20 protein-coding genes are annotated in these 23381 nt (G+C 68.7%); 7 read left to right on the forward strand and 13 right to left on the reverse strand.

Annotation, left to right across the window (positions count from 1 at the left end; translation table 11 throughout):
- Positions 1-87: 87 nt before the first annotated feature.
- On the reverse strand, positions 88-2328 hold the full coding sequence (ptsP, locus tag DYS74_RS05670; RefSeq protein ID WP_121531782.1) for a phosphoenolpyruvate--protein phosphotransferase: 2241 nt from the start codon (positions 2326-2328) through the stop codon (positions 88-90).
- A gap of 49 nt (positions 2329-2377) precedes the next feature.
- A complete protein-coding gene (locus DYS74_RS05675) occupies positions 2378-3640 on the reverse strand; it encodes an aspartate kinase (protein ID WP_121531784.1) in 1263 nt (420 codons plus the stop codon).
- 179 nt (positions 3641-3819) lie between these two features.
- Between DYS74_RS05675 and DYS74_RS05680 the strand changes: the two genes are divergently transcribed.
- Positions 3820-5364: a pyruvate kinase gene (locus DYS74_RS05680; RefSeq protein WP_121531786.1), complete on the forward strand. Its 1545-nt coding sequence runs from the start codon at positions 3820-3822 to the stop codon at positions 5362-5364.
- A gap of 37 nt (positions 5365-5401) precedes the next feature.
- On the opposite strand, the gene DYS74_RS05685 is transcribed toward DYS74_RS05680, so the two are convergent.
- The 6 genes from DYS74_RS05685 to DYS74_RS05710 all read right to left on the reverse strand — a co-directional run bounded on the left by DYS74_RS05685 (position 5402) and on the right by DYS74_RS05710 (position 12764).
- Positions 5402-6046, reverse strand: coding sequence for an SDR family NAD(P)-dependent oxidoreductase (locus DYS74_RS05685; RefSeq protein ID WP_121531788.1), 645 nt, complete (start codon positions 6044-6046; stop codon positions 5402-5404).
- Positions 6047-6108: 62 nt separating this feature from the next.
- The gene (locus DYS74_RS05690; protein ID WP_121531790.1) at positions 6109-6543 is read right to left on the reverse strand and encodes a DUF1178 family protein; all 435 of its coding nucleotides are present in this window, start codon (positions 6541-6543) and stop codon (positions 6109-6111) included.
- A gap of 71 nt (positions 6544-6614) precedes the next feature.
- On the reverse strand, positions 6615-7067 hold the full coding sequence (locus tag DYS74_RS05695) for an NUDIX hydrolase (RefSeq protein ID WP_121531792.1): 453 nt from the start codon (positions 7065-7067) through the stop codon (positions 6615-6617).
- Positions 7068-7205: 138 nt separating this feature from the next.
- Positions 7206-8447, reverse strand: a complete 1242-nt coding sequence (locus tag DYS74_RS05700) for a 3-deoxy-D-manno-octulosonic acid transferase (protein ID WP_121531794.1) — start codon at positions 8445-8447, stop codon at positions 7206-7208.
- A 122-nt stretch (positions 8448-8569) separates the two neighbouring features.
- Positions 8570-11638 (reverse strand): efflux RND transporter permease subunit, encoded by a 3069-nt coding sequence (locus tag DYS74_RS05705; protein WP_121531796.1) that lies wholly within the window; start codon positions 11636-11638, stop codon positions 8570-8572.
- 10 nt (positions 11639-11648) lie between these two features.
- Positions 11649-12764 (reverse strand): efflux RND transporter periplasmic adaptor subunit, encoded by a 1116-nt coding sequence (locus tag DYS74_RS05710; protein WP_121531798.1) that lies wholly within the window; start codon positions 12762-12764, stop codon positions 11649-11651.
- Positions 12765-13083: 319 nt separating this feature from the next.
- Here DYS74_RS05710 and DYS74_RS05715 point away from each other — a divergent pair, with 319 nt between their 5' ends.
- The 4 genes from DYS74_RS05715 to DYS74_RS05730 all read left to right on the forward strand — a co-directional run bounded on the left by DYS74_RS05715 (position 13084) and on the right by DYS74_RS05730 (position 14756).
- Positions 13084-13404: an antifreeze protein gene (locus DYS74_RS05715; RefSeq protein WP_121531800.1), complete on the forward strand. Its 321-nt coding sequence runs from the start codon at positions 13084-13086 to the stop codon at positions 13402-13404.
- 96 nt (positions 13405-13500) lie between these two features.
- On the forward strand, positions 13501-13824 hold the full coding sequence (locus DYS74_RS05720) for a hypothetical protein (protein ID WP_121531802.1): 324 nt from the start codon (positions 13501-13503) through the stop codon (positions 13822-13824).
- Positions 13825-13962: 138 nt separating this feature from the next.
- The gene (locus DYS74_RS05725; protein ID WP_121531804.1) at positions 13963-14148 is read left to right on the forward strand and encodes a hypothetical protein; all 186 of its coding nucleotides are present in this window, start codon (positions 13963-13965) and stop codon (positions 14146-14148) included.
- 116 nt (positions 14149-14264) lie between these two features.
- The gene (locus DYS74_RS05730) at positions 14265-14756 is read left to right on the forward strand and encodes a cytochrome b (protein WP_183077463.1); all 492 of its coding nucleotides are present in this window, start codon (positions 14265-14267) and stop codon (positions 14754-14756) included.
- Positions 14757-14826: 70 nt separating this feature from the next.
- Here DYS74_RS05730 and DYS74_RS05735 read toward each other — a convergent pair whose 3' ends face one another.
- Positions 14827-15609, reverse strand: coding sequence for an alpha/beta fold hydrolase (locus tag DYS74_RS05735; protein WP_121531808.1), 783 nt, complete (start codon positions 15607-15609; stop codon positions 14827-14829).
- 106 nt (positions 15610-15715) lie between these two features.
- Here DYS74_RS05735 and DYS74_RS05740 point away from each other — a divergent pair, with 106 nt between their 5' ends.
- Entirely contained in the window at positions 15716-16087 is a 372-nt protein-coding gene (locus tag DYS74_RS05740; RefSeq protein WP_121531810.1) for a hypothetical protein, read from the forward strand.
- 63 nt (positions 16088-16150) lie between these two features.
- Here DYS74_RS05740 and glyA read toward each other — a convergent pair whose 3' ends face one another.
- Positions 16151-17443: a serine hydroxymethyltransferase gene (gene glyA, locus DYS74_RS05745; protein ID WP_121531812.1), complete on the reverse strand. Its 1293-nt coding sequence runs from the start codon at positions 17441-17443 to the stop codon at positions 16151-16153.
- 168 nt (positions 17444-17611) lie between these two features.
- Here glyA and DYS74_RS05750 point away from each other — a divergent pair, with 168 nt between their 5' ends.
- Positions 17612-18373 carry an NAD kinase gene (locus DYS74_RS05750; RefSeq protein WP_121531814.1) on the forward strand — a complete coding sequence of 254 codons (762 nt, stop codon included), beginning with the start codon at positions 17612-17614 and terminating at the stop codon, positions 18371-18373.
- Here DYS74_RS05750 and DYS74_RS05755 read toward each other — a convergent pair.
- The 3 genes from DYS74_RS05755 to DYS74_RS05765 form a co-directional block, all read right to left on the reverse strand.
- A complete protein-coding gene (locus DYS74_RS05755; RefSeq protein WP_121531816.1) occupies positions 18370-19746 on the reverse strand; it encodes a sigma-54-dependent transcriptional regulator in 1377 nt (458 codons plus the stop codon). The two genes, DYS74_RS05750 and DYS74_RS05755, sit on opposite strands and share 4 nt — an antisense overlap.
- Positions 19743-21293: an ATP-binding response regulator gene (locus tag DYS74_RS05760; RefSeq protein ID WP_121531818.1), complete on the reverse strand. Its 1551-nt coding sequence runs from the start codon at positions 21291-21293 to the stop codon at positions 19743-19745. Before DYS74_RS05760 ends, DYS74_RS05755 begins: the two co-directional genes overlap by 4 nt.
- Before the next feature lie 140 nt (positions 21294-21433).
- The gene (locus tag DYS74_RS05765) at positions 21434-23326 is read right to left on the reverse strand and encodes a propionyl-CoA synthetase (RefSeq protein ID WP_121531820.1); all 1893 of its coding nucleotides are present in this window, start codon (positions 23324-23326) and stop codon (positions 21434-21436) included.
- Between the last annotated feature and the right edge of the window lie 55 nt (positions 23327-23381).

Below are 23381 nucleotides of genomic sequence, written 5' to 3' on the forward strand. Positions count from 1 at the left end.
CGGGGCTCCGGGGCTCCGAAGACCGCGAGGGGGCTTTTCCTGGTCAAAATCCTCGTCTTCCCCCCACCGCCCGGGCGGCGTGGGGGCTCAGAGCGTGGCGAGATAGGCCATCACCGCGGGGCGCACGCTTTGCGCCCCGGCCTTTCGCGCCTCGAGGATCACGCGGCGCAGCGCGTCGAGATCGGCACGGCGGATCAGGTGCTTGACCGGGCCGATCGAGGCCGGGCGCATGCTGAGCGTGCGGATGCCGAGCGCGGCGAAGGTCAGCGCCTCGACCGGGCGGCCGGCATCCTCGCCGCAGAAGCTGAGCGCGGTATGCGAGACGTCGCAGCGCGCGATGATCCGCTCGATGAAGGTCAGGAAGGCGCTGTCGAGCGTGTCATAGCGGCGCCGCACGCGTTCGTTCTCGCGGTCGGCGGCGAAGAAGAACTGCTTCAGGTCGTTGCCGCCGATCGAGATGAAATCGCAGGCCTCGAAGAAGCTGTCGGGGGCGAAGGCGAGCGAGGGCGTTTCCAGCATCGCGCCGATCTTCAGCTTGGCGGGCACCGGGCGGCCGCGCGCGGCCTCGCGGTCGCGTTCGTGCAAGAGCGCGGCCTTCGCCTCGTGGAACTCGTCGGGGGTGGCGATGAAGGGGAACATCACCGAGAGCGGCCGCCCCTCGGCGGCGCGCAACAGCGCCTGCAGCTGCATCCGCAAGACGCCCGGCTTGTCGAGTCCGACGCGGATCGCGCGCCAGCCCATGGCCGGGTTCGGCTCGTCTTGCGGCTTCATGTAGGGCAGGACCTTGTCCGAGCCGATGTCGAGCGTGCGGAACTGCACGTGCTTGCCATCGGCCGCGTCCATCACCCGTTTGTAGAGCGCGGCGAGTTCCCCGCGCCGCGGCACGCGCGAGCGGATCAGGAACTGCAGCTCGGTGCGGAACAGCCCGACGCCATCGGCGCCCGAGCTCATCAGCGAGGGCAGGTCGGCCATCAGACCGGCGTTCATCATCAGCGACACGGTCTTGCCCGAGAGGTCGATGGCGGGCAGATCGCGCAGGTCGGCGTAGCGCTTCTGCGCCTCGGCGGCCATCGCGATCTTGTCGCGGAAGGCGGCGGCGACGCTTTCCTCGGGGCGCAGGTGCACGATGCCCTGATCGCCGTCGACAAGGATCTGGTCGCCGTTCAGCGCCTCGGTGGTGATGCGCTTGGCGTGGATCACCAGCGGAATCGCCAGCGCCCGCGCGACGATCGCGGCGTGGGAGCCGACCGAACCCTCTTCCAGCACCACGCCCTTCAGCTGCCGGCCATAGTCCAGAAGCTCGGCCGGGCCGATGTTGCGCGCGATCAGGACCGGATTCTCGGGCAGTTCCGCCCCGGTGTCGCGGCCCTGGCCGGTCAGCAGGCGCAGCAGCCGGTTCGACAGGTCGTCGAGGTCATGCAGCCGCTCGCGCAGATAGGGGTCGGGCGATTGCTCGAGCCGGGCGCGGGCGCTCGACTGTTCCTTCTCGACCGCCGCCTCGGCAGACAGGCCAAGCGCGATGTCCTCGCCCATCCGCCGCACCCAGCCCCGGGAATGCGCCAGCATCTTGTAGGCCTCGAGGATCTGGCGCTGGTCCTTGTCCATCGCCACCGAGGCGGTGAGCATCTCGTCGATCTGGGCCTGCAGCGAGGTCACCGCCTCGATCAGGCGCGCCTGCTCGGCTTCGGGATCGTCGCCCACCGGGTTCGTCACCACGACGCGCGGCTCGTGCAGCCAGACCCGGCCCTCGGCCGCGCCCTCCTGGCCGGTGGCGCCGCGGAACATGACGGGGAAGCGATGCGTAGCGCCGATGCCGTTGTGCTCGCCGGTGAAGGCGCCCAGCTCGGTCATCTCGGCCAGCACCATCGCCACGACCTCGAGGCCATAGACCTCGTCGTCGGAAAACTCGCGCGCCTCGCGCGACTGCACGACCAGCACGCCGAGCCGTTCGCCCACGCGCTGGATCGGTACGCCGAGGAAGCTCGAATAGATCTCTTCGCCGGTCTCGGGCATGTAGCGGAAGCCGGGCTCGGAAGGCGCGTTACCGGTGTTCACCGGCGCCCCGGTGCGGGCGACTCGGCCGACGAGACCCTCGCCAAGCCGCATCCGCGTGTGATGCACCGAATCCGGGTTGAGCCCCTCGGTCGCGCACAGCTCGAGCGTTTCCGGGTCGCGGAAGAGATAGATCGAGCACACATGCGTGCCCATCGAATCCGCGATCAGGCTGGTGATGCGGTCGAGCCTGTCCTGCCCCCCGCCCGGGGTGGCAAGCGTATCCCGCAGACGCCGCAACAGGTTGCGGCTGTCGCTCTCGCTGCGATCCGGCATCGACCTCGCGCGCCCCGCTTCTTGTGCTCAGGGGCCTGACCCGGTCAGATCAGGCCGCTTTTTCCAGTCCGAAAGCATCATGGAGGGCCTGCACGGCCAGTTCCATATATTTCCGGTCGATCAGCACCGAAATCTTGATCTCGGAGGTGGTGATGACCTTGATGTTGATGTTTTCCGCAGCGAGTGCGTCGAACATGCGCGCCGCGACACCGGCGTGCGAACGCATGCCGATGCCGACGACCGAGACCTTCGCCACGTCGGTGTCGATGATCAGCTCGTCATAGCGGATCAGATCGGCGGCCTTGGCATCCTCGAGCGCCTTCTGCGCGCGGGCGACCTGATTGATCGGGCAGGAGAAGGTCATGTCGGTGACGGCGCCGCTGTGGTGCTCGTCATAATCCTTTTCCGAGATGTTCTGCACGATCATGTCGACGTTCACGCCGGCTTCGGCAAGCGGCCCGAAGATCGCCGAGGCGACGCCGGGGCGGTCCTCGATGGTGAAAAGCGTGATCTTCGCCTCGTCACGGGAAAAGGCGATACCGGAGACGGCTTTCGATTCCATGATTTCATCCTCACCGCAGACAAGGGTTCCAGAATTTTCATCGGTGTCCTCGAAGGAGGACAGCACCCGCAGGCGCACATTGTAGCGCATCGCCAGCTCGACCGAGCGGGTCTGCAGCACCTTCGCGCCGAGCGAGGCGAGCTCGAGCATCTCCTCGAAGGCGATCTTGTCGAGCTTGCGCGCCTTCGACGAGACGCGCGGGTCGGTGGTGTAGACGCCGTCGACATCGGTGTAGATGTCGCACCGCTCCGCCGCGAAGGCGGCGGCGAAGGCGACGGCGGTGGTGTCCGAGCCGCCGCGACCAAGGGTGGTGATCCGGCCCTCGGGCGACAGGCCCTGGAAGCCCGCAACCACGGCGACCTTCATGCCCTCGGCGAATTTCGCGTCGATATTGGCCCGCGGGATGTCGACGAAGCGCGCCGAGCCATGCGCCGAGGTGGTGTTGATCGGCACCTGCCAGCCCTGCCAGCTGCGCGCCGGAACGCCCATCTCCTGCAGGCGCAGCGCCATCAGACCGGCGGTGACGTTCTCGCCCGAGGCGACGACGGCGTCATATTCGCGCGCGTCATAGAGCGGCGAGGTCTGTTCGACCCAGCCCACGAGCTCGTTGGTCTTGCCCGACATGGCCGAGACGATGACGATGACGTCATAGCCACGCTCGACCTCGCGCTGCACCTTCGCCGCCGCATTCGCGATCCGGTCGAGGTCAGCCACCGAGGTGCCGCCGAATTTCATGACGAGAAGCGGCATGATACCCCCCCTGAAACGCCGCGGCCCTCTGCCCCGGACTTTGCGCCCCTGCTAGCGGAAGGGGGCGACGCTTGCAAGAGTGCGCCTGTTCCGCAAGGCGTGATCTGGCCGTCGTGCGGCTGTCACGTGGCCGTCATGTGCCGGGGATAGCCGGAACCGGTCAAGCGAGGAGGGTCGCGATGAGTCTGACTGAGGTTGAAGGGCGCGAACGGCGCGCGCAGGCGCGTGGCCTGTATCGGGCACTCGAGGTGCTGCGCGCCGACATGGCGCGGCGGTCGGAGACCACGCTCGAGGCCTGGGATGGCAAGATCCTGCGGCCCGAATTCGTGCCTTCGGCGCGCAACCTGGCCGATTATCTCGCGTTGCGGCGCGGCGACCTGGTGCCGTTCCAGGCGCCGCTATCCTCGCTCGGGCTGTCGTCGCTCGGCCGCTCCGAGGCGCATGTGCGCCCCTCGCTCGATGCGGTGCTGGCGTCGCTCGCGCTGATCGGCGGCGAGGGGGTGGCCGAGTATCCGCCGGTCGAGATCTTTGCGGCCGGCCCGGCGCGGCTCGCGGCGCGCCGCGATGCGCTCTTCGGCGCGCGCCGCGGCAATCCGAACACCCGGATCATGGTCACGCTGCCCTCCGAGGCCGCCGCCGACGCGGGGCTCGTGGCCGCGCTGATCGAGGCCGGCGCCGATTGCATGCGGATCAACTGTGCCCATGACGGCCCCGATGCCTGGTCGGCGATGATCGGCCACGTGCGCCGCGCCGCCGCTGCGGCCGGGCGGCCGGTGCCGGTGCAGATGGACCTGCCCGGGCCGAAGCTGCGGGTCGAGGAGGTCGCGCCGGGCAGGACCGAGAAGGGCGCGAAGAAGGAAAAGCTCGAGCCGGGCGAGACCGGGCGGCTGTTCGAGGGCGACCGCTTCGAGGTCGTCGAGACGCTTTCGGCCAAGCCCGGCCTGCCGCAGATCACCCTCAGCCATCCGGCGCTGATGGCGGCGATGGCCGAGGGCGGCGCGCTCTGGATCAACGACGGCAAGATCCGCGCGAAGATCCTCGAGGTGACCCCGGGCCGGGTGCTGGCCGAGATCACCGGCACGCCGGGCAAAGGCGCGAAGATCAAGGCCGAGAAGGGGGTGAACCTGCCCGGCGTCGATCTGCGGGTGCCGGCGCTGACCGAGGAGGACCTCGGCCATCTCGACTTCGTGCTGGGCCACGCCGACATCATCGGCTTTTCCTTCGTGCAGACCGGTGCGGACCTGCGCGCGCTTTTCGCCGCGCTCGCGGCACGCTCGGAGCCCGCGGGCGAACACGCGGGCCCCTCGCTGATGCTGAAGATCGAGACCCCGCTTGCGCTGCGCAACCTGCCCGGCCTGATCGTCGAGGCGGGCGGGCGGATGCCGGTCGGCGTGATGATCGCCCGCGGCGATCTGGCGGTGGAGATCGGCTTCGAGCGGCTCTCCGAGATCCAGGAGGAAATCCTGTGGCTGTGCGAGGCGGCCGAGGTGCCGGTGGTCTGGGCGACGCAGGTGCTCGAGACCATGGTCAAGGACGGTCAGGCGAGCCGCGCCGAGATGACCGATGCGGCGATGAGCCAGCGCGCCGAATGCGTGATGCTGAACAAGGGCCCGCATCTCGACGACGCGGTGATCTTCCTGCGCGACGTGCTGATGCGGATGGACCGTCACACCAACAAGAAGTCGCCCCGGCTCGGGGCCCTCGGCCTCTGGCACGATCTCTGAGTGCGGGCGACGGGCGGGGGCGCCCCCCCGCCTTGCCTCAGAACGGGATCGGCGTGCCGTCCCAGGCCTCGAAACAGCCGGTGGTGTCGGGCCCGAGCGCGGCAAAGCGCGCGGCAAGCCCCGCGGCCGAAGCCTCGGCCTCGATCTGCGCCTCGGGGCCGCCCATGGTGGTCTTCACCCAGCCGGGGTGGTAGATGCCGACCGCGATCCCCTCGGGTTTCAGGTCGACCGCAAGATTGCGTCCGAGGTTCAGCGCGGCGGCTTTCGAGGCGCGGTAGATGTAGCTGCCCCCCGGTGCCGTCGTATCCGAGGCCATCGCCGAGGACAGGATCGCGATCTTGCCCTTCGCCGCGCGCAGGTTCGGCAAAAGCGCCTGGATCGTCAGGAAGACGCCGGTGACATTGGTGGCAAAGCCCTGCGCCCAGAGGGGCGCGGCATAGCCGGTCTCGAGCTCCTGGCCCTTGTCGGGATAGATCCCGGCGTTGCACACCAGCAGATCGAGCGGCAGCCCGTTCAGCCGCTGTGCCAGTGCCACGGCGCTTTTGGGCGCGGTGACGTCGAACGGCAGCAGGTCGCCTTCGGGCTGGCGCGCGGTGCCGAAGGCGGCGCGGCCCGCGTCGCGATACTGCGCGAGGAGCGCGGCGCCGATGCCGCGGTTCGCGCCGGTGATGAGAATGGTCATGTGCTTCTCTCCCTTGTCCTTTTTCCCCAGAATGCGCCTTGCGGCGGCGGGTGCAAGGGGGGTCAGTTCGTCTTGCGCGGCGGCAGGAAGGGCAGGGGCGTCACGGCGATCCCTTCCTCGAGAAGCGCGCGCGCCTCGTCCGGCCGCGCCTCGCCATGGATCGCGCGTTCGGGTTTCTCGCCCGCGTGCATCGCGCGGGCCTCGTCGACGAAATCACGCCCGACGTAGTCCGAGTTCTCCTCGATCACCCGGCGCATCGCGGCCAGCGCCGCCTCGACCTCGCCCTGCGGCGTGCTGAGCGGGTGCTCGGCGGTCTCGGGGGCGGCGTCGCGGCCAGGGCGCAGGGCCGGGGTCATCAGCGCCTTCTCGACCGTGGTCGAGCCGCAGACGGTGCAGGCCACCATCCCCGTCGCGCGCAGCTTCTCGAAGGCCTCGGCCGAGGCGAACCAGCTGTCGAAGCTGTGGTCCTGATCGCATTTGAGCGTGTAGCGGATCATCGGCGGCCTGCGGGAAAGGGGTTTCCCTGAGATAAGCGAAGCGGGGCCGAATGCAAGCCCGGCGGCGGCGCTCAGTCCCGCGCCAGCGCGCGCAGCAGCGTCGCAAGCTCGGGCTCGGCCACCGATTTCGCCGCCTTCTTCGCGGTCATCCACTTGCGCCGGCGCTGGCCCTTTTCCGGGAATTTCGCCGCCAGCCGTTCGACCCGGACCGGGTGCACCTCGACGCGCGAGGGCATCGGCGTGCCGGTGACCAGCTCCTTCAGCGCCCCATAGCTGCCAAGCGCCTCGCCGGTCAGATGGCCGACGACGCCGGCCTCTTCCCAGGCCTCGGTCAGGGCCGTCTCGCCGCCCGATTTGCCGGCCATCGGCCAGCCCTTGGGCAGGATCCAGCGCCCCGTGTCGCGCGAGGTGATGAGCAGCACCTCGAGCCGCCCGGCCTTGTGGCGGGTGCAGAGGGCTGCGAACTGGACCGGCACCGCTCCCTGCGCGTCGCGCAGGAGGGCCAGCTTTCTTTCGAATTTCATGGCCTCGCCCGTGGTTGCGGCTGATGCGCCGCTTTGATCTTCTTGTCAGGAAAAAATAGGGCGAAATGCCGCAGATTTCCATAACAGCCATGTAACGTTCGGGCGAAGAATCGCTGAAATTTTCGGGGAATGCCTGTTTCAGCGGCGTTTCGGGGTGTCGATCCGCGCGAGAAGCGCCTTTGCCAGACGGGCGGGGGCCCCCTCGGCGGCGAGCGCGGCGAGGGCGCGGCGCGCGGCACGGGCCAGATCGGTCTGCGCCGCGGGGGCAAGCGCGAATCCGGCGGCGAGGCTGTCGGCGTCTTCCACCCGGATCGCGCCCCGGGCGGCATCGAGCGCGGCGAAGGCATCGCCATGGTTGAAGACCGACGGGCCGTGCAGCAGCGCGCAGCCCTGGGCGGCGGGCTCGAACGGGGTGTGGCCGCCCTTCGGGGCAAGCGTGCCGCCGATGAAGCAGATCCCGGCAGCGGCATACCAGTTCGTCATCTCGCCCATGGTGTCGGCCAGCAGCACCGGCGCGGTGGCGGGGGCGCCGGTCGAGCGGGTGGCGAAGGCAAGGCCGCGGGCGGTGATCAGCCGCGCGATCTCGGGCCCGCGCCGCGGGTGGCGTGGCGCAAGGATCAGGCGGAGTGACGGATTTGCCGTCCGTGCGCGGGCGAAGGCATCAAGGACGATCTCCTCCTCGCCCTCGTGGGTCGAGGCCGCGAGCAGGGTCGTCTCGCGCGGCCAGCCCAGGCTGACATCGGGCTCGGGCAGGCGCACGGCGGTCTTCAGGTTGACGATCGGCAGCGTCGCGCGGGCGGGCAGGCCGAGGGCGCGGAACTCGGCCTCGGAGGCGGGGTCCTGCGCCGAAAGCGCGGTGACCGCGCGCATCAGCCGGGGCCCGAGCCCGGTCTTGCGCCAGCGCCGGGCCGAGCGCGCCGACATCCGCGCGCCGATCGCCAGCACCGGAAGGCCGCGCGCGGCACAGCCCAGCAGCCGGTTCGGCCAGAGTTCGTTCTCGACCACGATCAGCGCCGCGGGGCGGTGGCGCGCGAGAAACCGGGCCAGCGCCCAGCGGGTGTCGAGCGGCGCCGCCCGCACCGTGATCCGCTCGTCCCCCCAGCCAAGCGCCATCGCCCGGGCGGTGACGGTGTTCGTGGTGACCACAAGCCGCAGCCCGGGCCGCGCGGCAAAGAGCGCGGCAATCAGCGGTTGCGCCGAGATCAGTTCGCCATTCGAGGCGGCATGGAGCCAGATCGCCCCGGGCGCCGAGGGCGCGCCGCCGCCAAGCCGTTCGGCGAGTGCCGCGGCGGGCTCGGCCCCGCGCAGCGCCCGCAGTCCGAGCCGGATCAGCAGCACGGGCAGGGCGAGCGACAGGAGCAGGCGATAGAGGAAGAGCACGGGCAGGTCCGGGGTGAGGTCGCGGCATCAAAGCGGGGCGGGGCGGCGGATGCAAGGGGCCGAAATGCAACTGCCCCCGGACGGGCCGGGGGCAGCGGGTCTTGTGCGGCAGGGCAGGGGGCTCAGCCCGCCGCCAGCCGTTTCTCGCGCGCCTTGCGCATCGCCTCGTCCGAGGGGGCGATGAAGGTGTAGAACATCGGCACCACAAAGAGCGTGAACATCGTGCCGATCAGCAGGCCCGAGAACATCACGATGCCCATGGCCTCGCGCGCGGCGGCGCCGGCGCCCTTGGCGATGACCAGCGGCACGACCGCGAGCGCCATTGCCGCGGTGGTCATCAGGATCGGCCGCAGTCGGGTCTTGGCGGCAAGTACGATCGCCTCGCGCCGGGTGTGGCCGTGCTCCTCGCGCTGCTGGTTCGCGAATTCGACCATCAGGATGCCGTGCTTGGTGATCAGACCGACGAGGGTGATCAGGCCGACCTGACTGTAGATGTTCAGCGTGCCGAGCCCGAGGTTCAGCGGCAGGATCGCCCCGAAGATCGTCAGCGGCACCGACATCAGGATGATGAACGGGTCGCGGAAGCTTTCGAACTGCGCCGCCAGCACCAGATAGATCACCAGCACCGCCGCCCCGAAGGCAAGCGCGATGGTGTTGCCCTGCTTCACCTCGAGCCGCGACTGGCCCGAATAGTCGATGAAGAAGCCCTCGGGCATCACCTCCTGGGCGATCTGCACGATCGTGGCGAGCCCGTCGCCGGTCGACTGGCCGGGCATCGGCAGCGCCGAGATCGTGGCCGAGTTCAGCTGGTTGAACTGCTCGACCGCCGAGGCCATGACGCCGGTCTCGATCTTCACCACCGAGGACAGCGGCACCATCTCGCCGGTCGAGGCGCGGACGAAATACTGGCCGAGCTGCTCGGGGTTCGAGCGGAACGATTTCGGCACCTGGGTGACGATGTCGTAGGAGTTCGAGTCGCGGTCGAACTGCGCCACGGTCGGGCCGCCGACGAGCAGGCCAAGCGTGTTGCCGATCTCGGCGACCGAGACGTTCAGCGTCGCGGCGCGGTCACGGTCGATCGTCACCCGCACTTCGGGCGAATCGTAGTTGAGCGAGTTCTGCACCATGATGAACTTGCCCGACTTCTGCGCCTTGATCCGGATCTCCTCGGCGACCTCGGAAACGCGGTCGGGCGCGTGGATCGACTGGATCACCACCGAGATCGGCAGCCCGCCGCCGGTGCCCGGCAGGGTGGGCGGCGCGAAGGCAAAGCCCTTGAGCCCGGTCGAGGTGTCGATCGCGGCCTGGATCTGCGTCTGGATCTGCTTCTGGCTGCGGTCACGATCGCCCCAGTCCTTCAGCGCCCAGATGTAGATGCCCTGGTTCTTCTGCCCGCCGAAGCCGGCAATCGAGAAATAGGTGCGCAGCTCGGGGATGTCCTTGGTGTCGGTGCCGATCCGGTCGATGTATTTCGCGGTGTAATCCGAGGTCGCATAGCGCGGCCCGGTCACCATCGCGATCACCGCGCCCTGATCCTCCTCCGGCGCAAGCTCGGTCGAGGTGTGGATGAACATGAAGCCCATCACCGAGATCAGCACGACGACGATCATCACCGTCACCGGCCGATAGTCGAGAGAGCCGTTCACCCGCCGCTCGTACCAGCCCGCGAAACGCTCGAACGTGCGGTCGACCCAGGCCTGGAAGCCCGAGGCATGGCCCGATTTCAGGATCCGCCCCGACATCATCGGGGTGATGGTGAGCGCGATGATGCCCGACAGGATCACCGAGCCCGCAAGCGTGAAGGCGAACTCCTTGAAGAGCGCGCCGGTCAGCCCGCCGGTGAAGCCGAGCGGTGAGAGCACCGCGGCGAGGGTGATGGTCATCGCGATCACCGGGCCGGTGATCTCCTTCATCCCCTGCACTGCGGCCGGGATCGGCTTCATCCCGTCCTCGATATGGCGGTGGATGTTCTCGACCACCACGATCGCGTCGTCGACGACGAGGCCGATCGCCAGCACCATGGCCAGCAGCGTGAGCAGGTTGATCGAATAGCCAAGCGCCAGCAGCACCGCCATCACGCCGATGAGCGAGAGCGGAATGGTGACGATCGGCATCAGCACCGAGCGCAGCGAGCCGAGGAACAGCAGGATCACCACGACGACGATCGCCACGGCCTCGCCGATGGTCTTGAACACCTCGTCGATCGAGGCCGAGATCTGCTCGGTCGTGTCGTAGACGAGTTCGATCTTCATCCCCTCGGGCAGGGCGTTGTTGATCGCGGGCAGCTCGTCACGCACCGCCTGCGCGGTGTCGAGCGGGTTCGCCGCGGGGGTCGGCGAAAGCCCGATGAAGGTGCCCTGCCGGCCGGCGAAGGTGACGATCTCGCCCGAGTCGTCCGAGGCGAGCTCGACCCGCGCCACGTCGCGCAGCCGCACCACCTTGTCGCCGGTGGCACGGATCGGCAGCGCGCCGAAGGCATCGGGCGACTGCAGCGTCGATTTCAGCGTGATCGACTGGGTGACGTCGATGTTCTCGGTCTTGCCCGGCGCCGACAGGAAGTTCGAGGCCTTGATCGCCGCCAGCACCTCGGAGGCGGTGACGTCGCGAGCCGCGAGCTTGTCGGGGTCGATCCAGACCCGCATCGTGTAGTTCGCGGCGCCGATGATGCTGACCTCGGCGATGCCCGAGATGGTGGACATCCGCGGCTTGATCACACGCTCGAGGTATTCGGTCAGCTGCTCGGGCGTCATGTTGGGGTTGATCGCCGCGAGATACATCAGCGCGAAGGTGCGCCCGGTGCCCTTGACGATCACCGGGTCATCGGCATCGGAGGGCAGCTTGCCGCGCACCTGCTGCACCTTCGACAGCACTTCGGTCAGCGCGGCATCGGGGTCCGAGCCGAGCTTCATGTTGACCGACACCACCGAGGCCGAGTTGACCGAGGAGGAGGTGACGTAGTCGATGTTCTCGGTCGTCGCCACCGCCTCGGCGATCGGCGCGGTGATGAAGCCCTGGATCAGGTCGGGCGAGGCGCCGGCGTAGGTGGTGGTGATCGTCACCACCGTCTCGTCGACCTTGGGATATTGCCGGACCGGCAGGTTGAAATAGGCCTGGATGCCGAGCAGCAGCATGAAGGCGCCGACCACCGTCGACAGGACGGGGCGTCGGATGAAGATTTCGGTGAAATGCATCGCGCGTCCCTCAGTTGCCGGCGGCCGGAACGGCGGTGCCGTTCTCCTCGGAGATCTTCACGACCGCACCCGAGGTCAGCTTGTTCTGCCCGGCGTCGACGATCTTGTCGCCCGCCTCGACGCCCTTGATGATCTCGATCTTGTCGCCCGCCCGGCGGCCGAGGGTGACGAAGACCTGACGCGCCACGAGCTGCGCCTCGCTGGCGCCCTCGGGCGTTTCCGAACGCACCACGAAGACCGAGTCGCCGTAGAGCGTGGAGGAGACCACCGTCTGCGGCAGCGCGATGATGCCCTCTTCCTCGGGCAGGTTCACCCGCACCCGCAGGAACTGGCCCGGGGTGAGGGTGGTGCCGGCCTCGGGCAGCTCGGCGCGGATCGTCACCAGGCGCGAATTCGGGTCGATCTTCGGCTCGATGCCGGTGACCGAGCCCTGCAGCACGTCCTCGCCCGATTCCGGGGTGACGGTGACCGACATGCCCGGCTTGACGATGCCGGCCTGCTGTTCGGAGAGGGTGAAGTCGACGCGCATGTGGCGGATGTCCTGCAGCGTCGCATAGACGGTGCCCGGGGTGACATACTGGCCCACCTCGATCTGCGGAATGCCGATGGTGCCGGCGAAGGGCGCGGTCAGCTGCTTGGTTTCAAGCACGGCCTTGAGCTTGGCCACGGTCGAGCGGGCAGAGACGGCCTCGGCCTCGGCGCTGTCGAGCGTGGTATTGGCCGAGACGCCGCGGTCGCGCAGCTCGCGCGCGCGGGTCAGCGTGGTTTCGGCCAGATCGAGCGCGGCCTGCGCGGCGGCCAGATCGGCGCGCTCCTGGCGGTCGTCGATCTGCACCAGAAGCTGGCCCTGCTCGACATGGTCGTTGGCCGCAAAGCGGATCTCGCGCACCAGCCCCGAGGCCTCGGTCGCCAGATCGACGCCGCGCGCGGCCGAGGCGGTGCCGATCGCCTCGATCCCCGGCGTCCAGCGCTGCGGCACCGCGTCGGTGACCGACACCGCGACCGGCGCCGGCTTCATCGTTGCGAAGAACTGGGCGATCATCTTCGAGCGGAACAGATTGAAGCCGACGATGCCGCCGCCGACGAGAACAAGTGCGAGAATCGCGATGATGAAACGTTTGATCATTGTCTGTCCCGGTTCGTTTCAAACAGAGAGCCAGCGTGGCACGCTCTGCCGCACTGGCTCCTTCCTGAACTCTAGAGTTCAGAGACTGGAGTGGAAGTCAATTACCCTTGCGCGAGATCTGGCTGCCGTTGCGGAAAAGACAAGAGCGTGCCGCAGAGAACACGGCCGGATTGCGCAAAACGCCGGGTCTTGCCATAAAGTCTCCCTTTCGCCGGCGTCAGAAAACCGTCATAACCGTCAGGATTTTCCTCAGGTGCCCCCACATGCCGCGCAAGACGGTGGGGCCGGTGTCCGGGGGCGCAGGCGAGAGAGGGTGCCTATGGACTATCAACCGATTTCGCCGGTGTCGCTGGCTCTTCAGGCCACCCGCATCGGCTTCGAGGCGCAGTCGGTGATTGCGATGCGTCTGGCCGGCATGGCGGGTCTCTGGGCGACGCCGCCCTCGGAGTTCACCCTGATGGTCGCGGAAAAGGCGCAAGCCGTGGTCGAGGCCGCCGAGGCGGCGACCGTCGCGGCGCTGAGCGGACGCGGCCCGGACGCGATGCTCGAGGCGAGCATGGTCGAGATCGGCCGCCACACCTCGGGCAATCTCGAGCGGCTCAGCCGCATGGGCCCGGCCTGGGGCCCGGTGTTCTGGTAAACGACGCATCGCCGCGGGCCTGTTCGCCCCAGTCGCATTAACAATCTGTTAACCATACTTCGGGACACTGGCGGGGTTCAGCCCCCGCGAGGACCGATGCGCCTGCCTGTCCTGATCCTGCCCGTGGCCCTGTTTCTTGTCGCCTGCGGCGCGCAGCCAAGCCCGGTCTTCTTCGGCGCCGAGCGGCACGAGCTGGTGCTCGAGGACATCCGCTTCGTCGTCTTCCGCAAGGAGGACCACGCCGAGGTGATCCGCCTCGGTTATCTCTCCCGTGCCGAGCGTGACGCGGTGCCGGCGCTGATGGAGCGCGCGGCGGCGCAGGCGACGGGCTGCACGACGGTCGGGCCGGGGCGGGGGATGTGGGCCTCGCCCTCGCTCATCGGCGACACCGGCGAGGCGACCTTCCAGCTTTCGTGCTGACCCGCCGCCCGGGGCTGCGACAGCACGCCGCGCCCGGACAGGCTGCCCGGGCGGACCGATCTGACCCAGATCAAGGTTCGCGCTGCACAAATGATGATCTGTGGATGCATGAAACGCGCCTGAACGGAGACCCTTTCCATGATCCGCCTGATGGGCATCATCTATGCGCTTGCCGGCCCGACCCTTGCCGGTGTCCTCATCATCGCCGCGCTGACCATGAACATGTTCGACATGAAGTCGGTGCTGGCCGCAGCGGCGATCGGTTTCGTCGTGGCGATTCCCGCGGCATGGCTGGTGGCCAGGCAGATCGTCGCGAACGCCTGAAAACGCGGCAAATCGCCCTGCAACTGAGGTTGCAGGGCGCCGTTAAGCCGGTTTTACGGGCTTGTCGGTCAGAATGCTGCGTGGCAGCACTGCGCTGTCGGAAACCGGAGGTCATCATGCCCGCCCCGCAAGGCTATTCCCGCCTTCACATCGCTCTGCACTGGCTCACCGCCGTGCTCATCATCCCGCAATTCCTGCTCAACGACGCTGTCGGCGAAGCCTTCGACGCCGGCCTCGAAGGCGAGCAGATCACCGCCTCGATCCTCGCGCCGCTGCATGTGGCGACCGGGATCTCGATCCTCGTTCTGGTGCTGTGGCGGATCGCCCTGCGCTTCAAGAACGGCGTGCCCGCGGCCCCGGCGAACGAACCGGCGATCCAGAAGCTCGTGGCAGCCGCCACGCATCTGGGGCTCTACCTCGTGCTGATCCTCACCGTCGCCGCCGGCGCGGTGGCCTGGTTCGGTGGGGTCGAGGATGCGGGCGACCTGCACGGGGCGCTCACCACCGTGCTGCTCGTGCTGATCGGCCTGCATATCGTCGGCGCGCTCTATCAGCAGTTCTTCGCGAAGACCAATATCATCGACCGGATGCGCACCGCGCGTCTCTGAGCGCATCCGTCGACGACAGAAATGGGGCCGCTCCGGGCAACCGGGGCGGCCCTTGTCCTGTCCGCAATCCTCAGCGCGACAGGAAGGCCTCGACCGCAGCCTCGACCTCGCGCGGGCGCTCGGCATGGAGCCAGTGCCCCGCGCCCTCGATGCCCTCGAATTCCGCCTTCGGGAACAGCGCCCGGATCGGCGCGTGATACTCCGGCCGGACATAGGCCGAGTTCTTGCCATAGAGGAACAGCGCCGGTCCGGCGAAGGGATGGGCCGCGGCGGGCAGCGGGTCGGGCCAGGCCAGGATGCCCTCGAGGCTGTTCTTCAGCGCCTCGAGGTTGAACTTCCACCGCACCGGGCCGTCGCGCAGCTCGAGCGATTGCAGCAGGAAGGCGCGTGTCGCGGGGTCCTGCACCCGCTCGCTCAGCCGCCGGTCGGCTTCCGAGCGCGAGGTGATGTCGTCGATCCGGATCGATTGCATCGCGTCGATCAGATAGCCATGCGCGATGCCGTGGTCATAGTTCACCGGCGCCATGTCGGCGACCACGATCCTGTTCACCAGCCCGGGCCGGGTCAGGGCGAGCATCATCGTCGCCTTGCCGCCCATCGAATGGCCCATCACGTCGCAGGCCCGCCCCTGTGCCGAGATCACCCCGGCAAGGTCATTGGCCATCGCCGGATAGGAATGCTCGTCCGACCAGAAACTGTCGCCGTGGTTGCGCATGTCGAGCGCCAGCACGAGCCGTTTTTCGGACAGCCGCTTGGCGACCACGCCCCAGTTGCGGGCGGAGCCGAAAAGGCCGGGGACGATGAGGAGCGGGGGCAGCTCGGTGTCGCTGCCATGGGCGATGACGTTCAGCATGACGCATAGGTAGCGCGGCCCGCGCCGCTCTTCCAGTGGGGGCGTAGCGGGGGAACGTTGCACGGGCGCGCCGGCGCGGCTAGGCTTCGTGTCAGGAGGAGCGTCGATGGATCCGATCACCCTGCGCCAGATGACCGGGCGCGTCTCGCAGCTTCTGGCCGAACGGCTGGGCGCGCGCGGGCGCACGCTGCGCGACCGGCTCAAAAGCCGCTCCCGCGCCTTGCCGCGCAGGGTGCGCCGGGCCGCGGCGCTGCTGGCCGAGGCCGAGGCGCTCGCCGCCTCGCCGCGGATGATGCGGCAAGCCGACATGAGCGAGATCGCCGAAGCCTATGACATCTGCGTCAACTATCTGCGCCCGCTCGGCAGCGGCGCGCGGGTGCAGGGGCTGGCGCGCTCGGCCGCGGCCTCGGTGGTCTTCGGCCTCGTCGTGGTCGGGGCGCTGGTGCTCGCCGTGGGGCGGTTGCGCGGCCTGTTCTGAACGGGGCGCATGAAAAAGGCCCCCGCGCGGGGGGCCTTTCGTTCCTGCGATCCGCCGACGGGATCAGAGCGTCGGGTAGATCGGGAAGCGGGCGAGCAGCGTCGCGACCTTGGCCTTGACGGCTTCCTCGACCTCGACGTTGCCCTCTTCACCATTCGCGGCAAGCCCGTCGACGACCTCGACGATCAGCCGGCCGATCTCGCGGAACTCGGCCTCGCCGAAGCCGCGGGTGGTGCCGGCCGGGGTGCCGAGACGCACGCCCGAGGTCACCGTCGGCTTTTCCGGGTCGAACGGGATGCCGTTCTTGTTGCAGGTGATGTGCGCCCGGCCGAGCGCCTTCTCGGTGGCGTTGCCCTTCACGCCCTTCGGGCGCAGGTCGACCAGCATCACATGGGTGTCGGTGCCACCGGTGACGATGTCGAGGCCGCCCTTCATCAGCTCGTCGGCGAGCGCCTGCGCGTTCAGCACGACCTGCTTGGCGTATTCCTTGAACTCCGGACGCAGCGCCTCGCCGAAGGCCACGGCCTTGCCGGCGATGACATGCATCAGCGGACCACCCTGGATGCCCGGGAAGATCGCGGAGTTCACCTTCTTGGCGATCTCTTCGTTGTTCGTCAGGATCATGCCGCCACGCGGGCCGCGCAGCGTCTTGTGGGTGGTGGTGGTGACCACATCCGCATGCGGGAAGGGCGACGGGTGCTGGCCGCCGGCCACGAGGCCCGCGAAATGCGCCATGTCGACCATCAGCCAGGCGCCGACCTCGTCCGCGATCTTGCGGAACTCGACGAAGTCGATCTGCCGCGGGATGGCCGAGCCACCGGCAACGATCAGCTTCGGCTTGTGCTCGTGGGCAAGGGCGCGGACCTGGTCATAGTCGAGCCGGCTGTCCTGCTTGCGCACGCCATACTGGATCGCGTTGAACCACTTGCCCGACTGGTTCGGGCGCGCGCCGTGGGTCAGGTGACCGCCGGCGTCGAGGCTCATGCCGAGGATGGTGTCGCCGGGTGCGAGCAGCGCGTTGAATACGCCCTGGTTCGCCTGGCTGCCCGAGTTCGGCTGCACGTTGACGAAGGCACAGCCGAAAAGCTGCTTGGCGCGGTCGATCGCCAGGTTTTCCGCCACGTCGACGAACTGGCAGCCGCCGTAATAGCGCTTGCCCGGATAGCCCTCGGCGTACTTGTTCGTCATCACCGAGCCCTGGGCCTCCATCACCGCCTTCGAGACGATGTTTTCCGAGGCGATCAGTTCGATCTCGTCGCGCTGGCGGCCGAGTTCGTCGGTGATCGATTTCCAGATGTCGGGGTCGCGGGAGGAAAGGCTTTCGGTAAAGAAGCCGGCGTCGCGTTGGGCGGTCATGGGCGTCTCCTGAACGGGATGGTCGCGGGTCGTTTATCGCAGAAATCCCGGGGCCGAAAGCGCTCAAAACGACGTCAGGACGTTTTGGCGCGGCATCCGTGCGCCCATTCGCGTCTTGTGTTTCCGATCGTCGCTTGTCACATCAGGACGGAAACCCGGGGGTCGCAGATGAACAGGCCGAACCACATCCATTTCGCCGCGGCAAATGCCGAGGCCGCGCAGGCGGCACTTGCGGAACTGGTGGAGCGCTATGGCCAGGTGCCGCGCTATGCGGCCGATGTGATCGTGGCGCTTGGGGGCGACGGCTTCATGCTGCAGACGCTGCATGCGGGGGCGGGGCTGCCGGTCTATGGCATGAACCGCGGCACCGTCGGCTTCCTGATGAACGACTATTCCCCGGACGACCTGCCGGCGCGGCTCGCGCAGGCAGAGGAAGAGGTGATCAACCCGCTTGCGATGCGGGCGATGACGGTCGACGGGGTGATGCACGAGGGGCTGGCGATCAACGAGGTCTCGCTGCTGCGCGCCGGGCCGCAGGCGGCGAAGCTGCGGATCTCGGTCAATGGCAAGCTGCGGATGGAGGAACTCGTCTGCGACGGGGCGATCGTCTCCACCCCCGCGGGCTCGACCGCCTACAACTATTCCGCGCACGGGCCCATCCTGCCGATCGGCTCGGACGTGCTGGCGCTGACCGGCATCGCAAGCTTCCGGCCGCGGCGCTGGCAGGGCGCGATCCTGCCCTCCTCGGCGATCGTGCGCTTCGACGTGCTCGACCCGGCGAAGCGACCGGTGATGGCGGATGCGGACTCGCGCTCGGTCAAGCCGGTGCTCTGGGTCGAGATCCGCTCCGAGCCGAAGGTCGAGCACCGCATCCTGTTCGACCCCGGCCACGGGCTCGAGGAGCGGCTGATGCGCGAGCAGTTCGCCTAATCCTTCCGCCAGGCGTCGAGCTTGCGATAGAGCGTCGAGGGCGCCACGTCGAGCTCGCGCGCCGCGCGCGGCACCGAACCGTCGTGCCGGGTCAGGCAATCCTCGATCACCAGCCGCTCGATTTCCGCGAGGCTGCGACCGGCGAGCGTGGTCATGTTCAGCCCGGGGCAGGGCGGGGCATGCTCGGCCGGAAAGCGGATCTCCTCGGGCAGCATCTCCTCGGTCAGCTCGTCGCCGTCATGGGTCACGGTCGCGGCGCGCAGCACGTTCATCAGCTCGCGCACGTTGCCGTTCCAGGGCTGGGCGCGCAGCACCGCCTCGGCGGCGGGCGAGAGCCGGGTGAAGGCGCGGCCCTCGAGAATGGCGAAGCGGCGCAGGATTTCCGCCGCGAGCGGGGCGATGTCGTCGGGGCGCTGGCGCAGCGGCGGCATCTCGATCGGCACGACGCGAAGCCGGTAATAGAGATCCTCGCGCAACCGCCCGTCGTGCACCGCCTGCAGCGGCGGCTGCGCCGAGGCGGCGATCACCCGCAGGTCGACCCGCTGCGGCCGCGCTGCGCCGAGCGGCTGGATCGTCGCGCTCTGCAGGAAGCGCAGCAGCTTCGGCTGCAGCTCGGGGGCAAGGTCGCAGATCTCGTCGAGGAAGAGCGTGCCGCCATCGGCCAGCGCCGCCGCCCCGGCCTTGTCGGTGACCGCGCCGGGAAAGGCGCCGCGCAGATGGCCGAACAGCTCGGACTCGAAGCGCTCGACCGGGATCGCGCCGCAATCGAGGGTGATGAAGGGGGCCGCCGCGCGCGGCGACAGCGCATGGACCGCCTGCGCGCAGAGCTCCTTGCCGGTGCCGCTTTCGCCGGTGACGAAGACCGGCGCCATCGAACGCGCGGCCGAGCGGATCCGGGCATAGACCGTGCGCATCGGTCCCGAGGTGCCGATGAAGCCGGCAAGCGGCGCCTCGCGCCCGGGCACCGCCTGCGGCCGCGACAGCTGGGCTGCGGCGCGGGCATTGGCGATCGCCGTCATCAGCCGCAGTTCCGAGACCGGCTTGACGAGGAAGTCATGCGCGCCCGCGCGCATCGCCTTCACCGCGCGCTCGGTCGAACGGTCGGCGGTGATGACCACCACCGCGGTGCGCGGCTGCAACGCCAGCATCTCGCGCATCAGGTCGATGCCGTCGCCGTCGGGCAGCATCAGGTCAAGCAGCACGACGGGCGGATCGGTCTTGCGAAACAGCGCCAGCCCCTCGGCGGCGGAGGCGGCCGAAAGGGTGACGAAGCCCGAGCTGCGCAGATGCGCGTCATAGATCGCGCGCAGCGTCGGCGTGTCCTCGATCAGCAGGATATCGGCGGCGATCGGCGGCGAGGCGGCTTCGTTCACGGCATCTCTCCTGCGCGATCCTCGCGCGCGTCCAGTTCGCCCTCGGTGAAGGCGATGAGCTGTGCGATCCGCGCGAGAACGGCCCGGCCGAGCAGCGCCGTCGCCTCGGGGCGGCCCTCGCGCAGCCCCGCGCCCAGTGCAGCGGCGCAATCGTAGAGCGACTGTGCCCCAAGCTCGCCCGAGATCGCGGTGAGGATGTGCATCTCGCGCCGGATCGCCGTGCCGTCGCCCTGGGCAAGCGCGTCGCGCAACCGCGTCTCGATGCCGCGCAGATCGGCCAGCAGCCGGTGCAGGAGCTCGCGGCTGCCGTCCTCGCCGGCGATGGCGAGCAGGCGGCTGAATTGCGCGCCGTCGACGATCAGCAGCCCGTCGATGAAGCCCGGGTCGGCCCCGGCGGGCGGGGGGGGCGGGGATGGGTCGCGCTGCAGGGCGCGTTCGACCGCGGCGGCAAAACGCGGCAGGCTGGCCAGTGGCTTCACCACCACCGCGTCGGCGCCCATGGCGAGCAGCGCGTTGCGGGTCTCGGGCATTGCATCGGCGGTGCAGGCAAGGATCGGCAGGCGCCGCCGCATCTCGCCCGACCGCAGCGCGGTAATCACCCCGCGGCCGTCAAGCCCGGGCATCTCGATGTCGATCACCGCAAGGTCATAGTCGCGCGCGGCCAGCAGGGCGAGCGCCTCGCGCCCGTGGTCGGCGGTGATGCAGGTCGCGCCCATGTCGTCAAGCATGTGGCAGATCACCGCCTGATGCGTGCGGCTGTCATCGGTGACGAGAACGCGCAGCCCGCTCAGGTCGGGCGACGCGGCTCCCTCCTCGACAAGGAGCGGCAGCGCCGGCAGCATCGGCACGATCAGGGTGACGATGGCGCCGCCCTCGGGGCGGTTGTGCACCTCGATCCGGCCGCCGAGCCGCTCGGCCATGTCGCGGGCGATGGCAAGTCCGAGGCCGTAGCCGGGCATGTTCGGCGTGCTGCCGCGCTGGCCCGGGCGGAACAGCCGGCCAAGCAGTTCGGGCGGGAAGCCCGGGCCGTCGTCGCGCACGCTGATCTGCAGCAGGTCGCCGGCGGCGAGACGGAAGGAGACCTGCACCACGCCCTGCCGCGCATATTTGAAGGCGTTCGACAGCAGGTTCGACACCGCCCGCTCGATCGCCAGCCGGTCGAGCACCAGCACCGGCGGAATGTCGGGGGCGAGGGTGAATTGCAGCGCGATGCCCCGTTCGCGGGCGGGACCCGACCAGCGGATCTCGAGCTCGCGCAGCAGCCGGGCGGTCTGCACCTGCTGCGCGCCGGCGGCCTCGGCCTCCTCGGCGATCAGCACCAGCCCCTCGTCGAGCAGCCGCGCGACGAGGTCGCTGGCCACCCGCACCCGCTCGATCTGGTGCCGGGGGCCGTCCTCGAGCCGTTCCCGGCTGACGAGCCGCAAGGAGGCAAGGATGTCCGCAACGGCCGCCCGCAGGTCGTGTCCAAGCAAGGTGATCTGTGCAAGCTTCAGCTGCGCGGTCAGCGCAGGATCAGGCGGAACGGAAGGCGTGTCTTGCGTCTTCATGTCGAAACCCTTCCCCGAAGCCCCGGGGTTCGCATCATAAAAACAGAATCCGGAAATAATGTTACGGGGAAAATGTGGCTTTCCGTCGTGCAACGTGACGGAAAGCGGCGGAGCCCGTCGCGCGGGCTCCGCCGGCACGGTCAGCTGGCGGGGTAGCCGATCGCTTTCAGCGCCGCGGTGATCTCGTCAAGGATCGCCGGGTCGTCGATCGTGGCGGGCATCTTGTAGGGCTCGCCGTCGGCGATCTTCACCATCGTGCCGCGCAGGATCTTGCCCGAGCGGGTCTTCGGCAGCCGGTCGACGACGAGCGCGGTCTTGAACGCCGCGACCGGGCCGATCAGGTCGCGCACCAGGGCGACGCATTCGCGCACGATCGCCTTCTCGTCGCGGGTGCAGCCCTTGTTCAGGCACAGGAAGCCGATCGGGGTCTGCCCCTTCAGCTCGTCCGCCGCCCCGATCACCGCGCATTCGGCGACATCGGGGTGCGAGGCGAGCACCTCCTCCATCGCGCCGGTCGAGAGCCGGTGCCCCGCGACGTTGATCACGTCATCGGTGCGCGCCATGATATAGAGATAGCCGTCCTCGTCCTTGTAGCCCGCGTCGCCGGTCTCGTAATAGCCCGGGAAGTGGCTGAGGTAGCTCTTCTTGAAGCGCTCCTCGGCATTCCACAGCGTCGGCAGCGTGCCCGGAGGCAGCGGCAGCTTGATCGCGATCGCGCCCAGTTCGCCGTCCTTCATCGGGTGGCCGCCCTCGTCGAGGATCTGCACGTCATAGCCCGGCATCGCCACCGAGGGCGAACCGAGTTTCGTCGGCAGCAATTCGATGCCAAGCGGGTTCGCGGCGATCGCCCAGCCGGTTTCCGTCTGCCACCAGTGGTCGATCACCGGCACGCCGAGGTGCTCCTGCGCCCATTTCACCGTGTCCGGGTCGGCGCGCTCGCCGGCCAGGAACAGCGCCTGCATCTCGTGCAGCTTGTAGCGCTTGATCCAGTCGCCGTTCGGGTCCTCGCGCCGGATCGCGCGCAGCGCGGTGGGCGCGGTGAAGAAGCTCTTGATCCGGTTGTTCTGGATCACCCGCCAGAACACGCCCGGGTGCGGCGTGCCGACGGGCTTGCCCTCGAACACCACGGTGGTCGCGCCGGCGATCAGCGGGCCATAGCAGATGTAGCTGTGGCCGACGACCCAACCCACGTCCGAGGCGGCCCAGAACCGGTCGCCGGCCTCGATGTTGTAGATGTTCTTCATCGTCCAGCTCAGCGCGACGAGATGGCCGCCGGTCGCCCGGATCACGCCCTTCGGCGCGCCGGTGGTGCCCGAGGTGTAGAGGATATAGGCCGGGTGGTTGCCCTCGACCGCCACGCATTCGGCCGGGCGCACGCCATACTGGAAGCCGTGCCAGGAGAAGTCGCGGCCCTCGACCAGCTTCGCCACTTCCTGCTCGCGCTGGAAGATCACGCAGAACTCGGGCTTGTGGGTGGCGATGTCGATCGCCTCGTCGAGGAGGGGCTTGTAGTGCACGACGCGGTTCGGTTCGAGCCCGCAGGACGCGGCGATGATCGCCTTCGGCGTGCAGTCGTCGATGCGCACGGCCAGCTCGTTCGCGGCAAAGCCGCCGAACACCACCGAGTGGATCGCGCCGAGCCGGGCACAGGCCAGCATCGCCTCGAGCGCCTCGGGGATCATCGGCATGTAGATGATGACGCGGTCACCCTTTTCGACGCCGCGCATGCGCAGCGCGCCGGCAAGCGAGGCCACGCGCTTTTGCAGTTCCTTGTAGGTGATGCCCTTGGTCGAATGGGTGATCGGGCTTTCGTGCATGATCGCGATCTGGTCGCCGCGACCGGCCAGCACATGGCGGTCGACCGCGTTCCAGCAGGTGTTGACCATGCCATCCGAGAACCATTCGTAGATCGGGGCCTTCTCGTCGAAGAGCGCCTTCGTGGGTTTCTCGACCCAGTCGATCTGCTCCGCCGCCTGCATCCAGAACCCTTCCGGGTCGGCCTGCCAGGCAGCGTAGACGTCCTTGTATGCCATTGTATGCCTCCTCCAAGCTGGATTTCTTGTTACGGAGGCTAAGAGATTCCTGCAA

It is taken from the genome of Paenirhodobacter hankyongi, from assembly GCF_003664585.1.
Taxonomy (GTDB): domain Bacteria; phylum Pseudomonadota; class Alphaproteobacteria; order Rhodobacterales; family Rhodobacteraceae; genus Rhodobacter; species Rhodobacter hankyongi.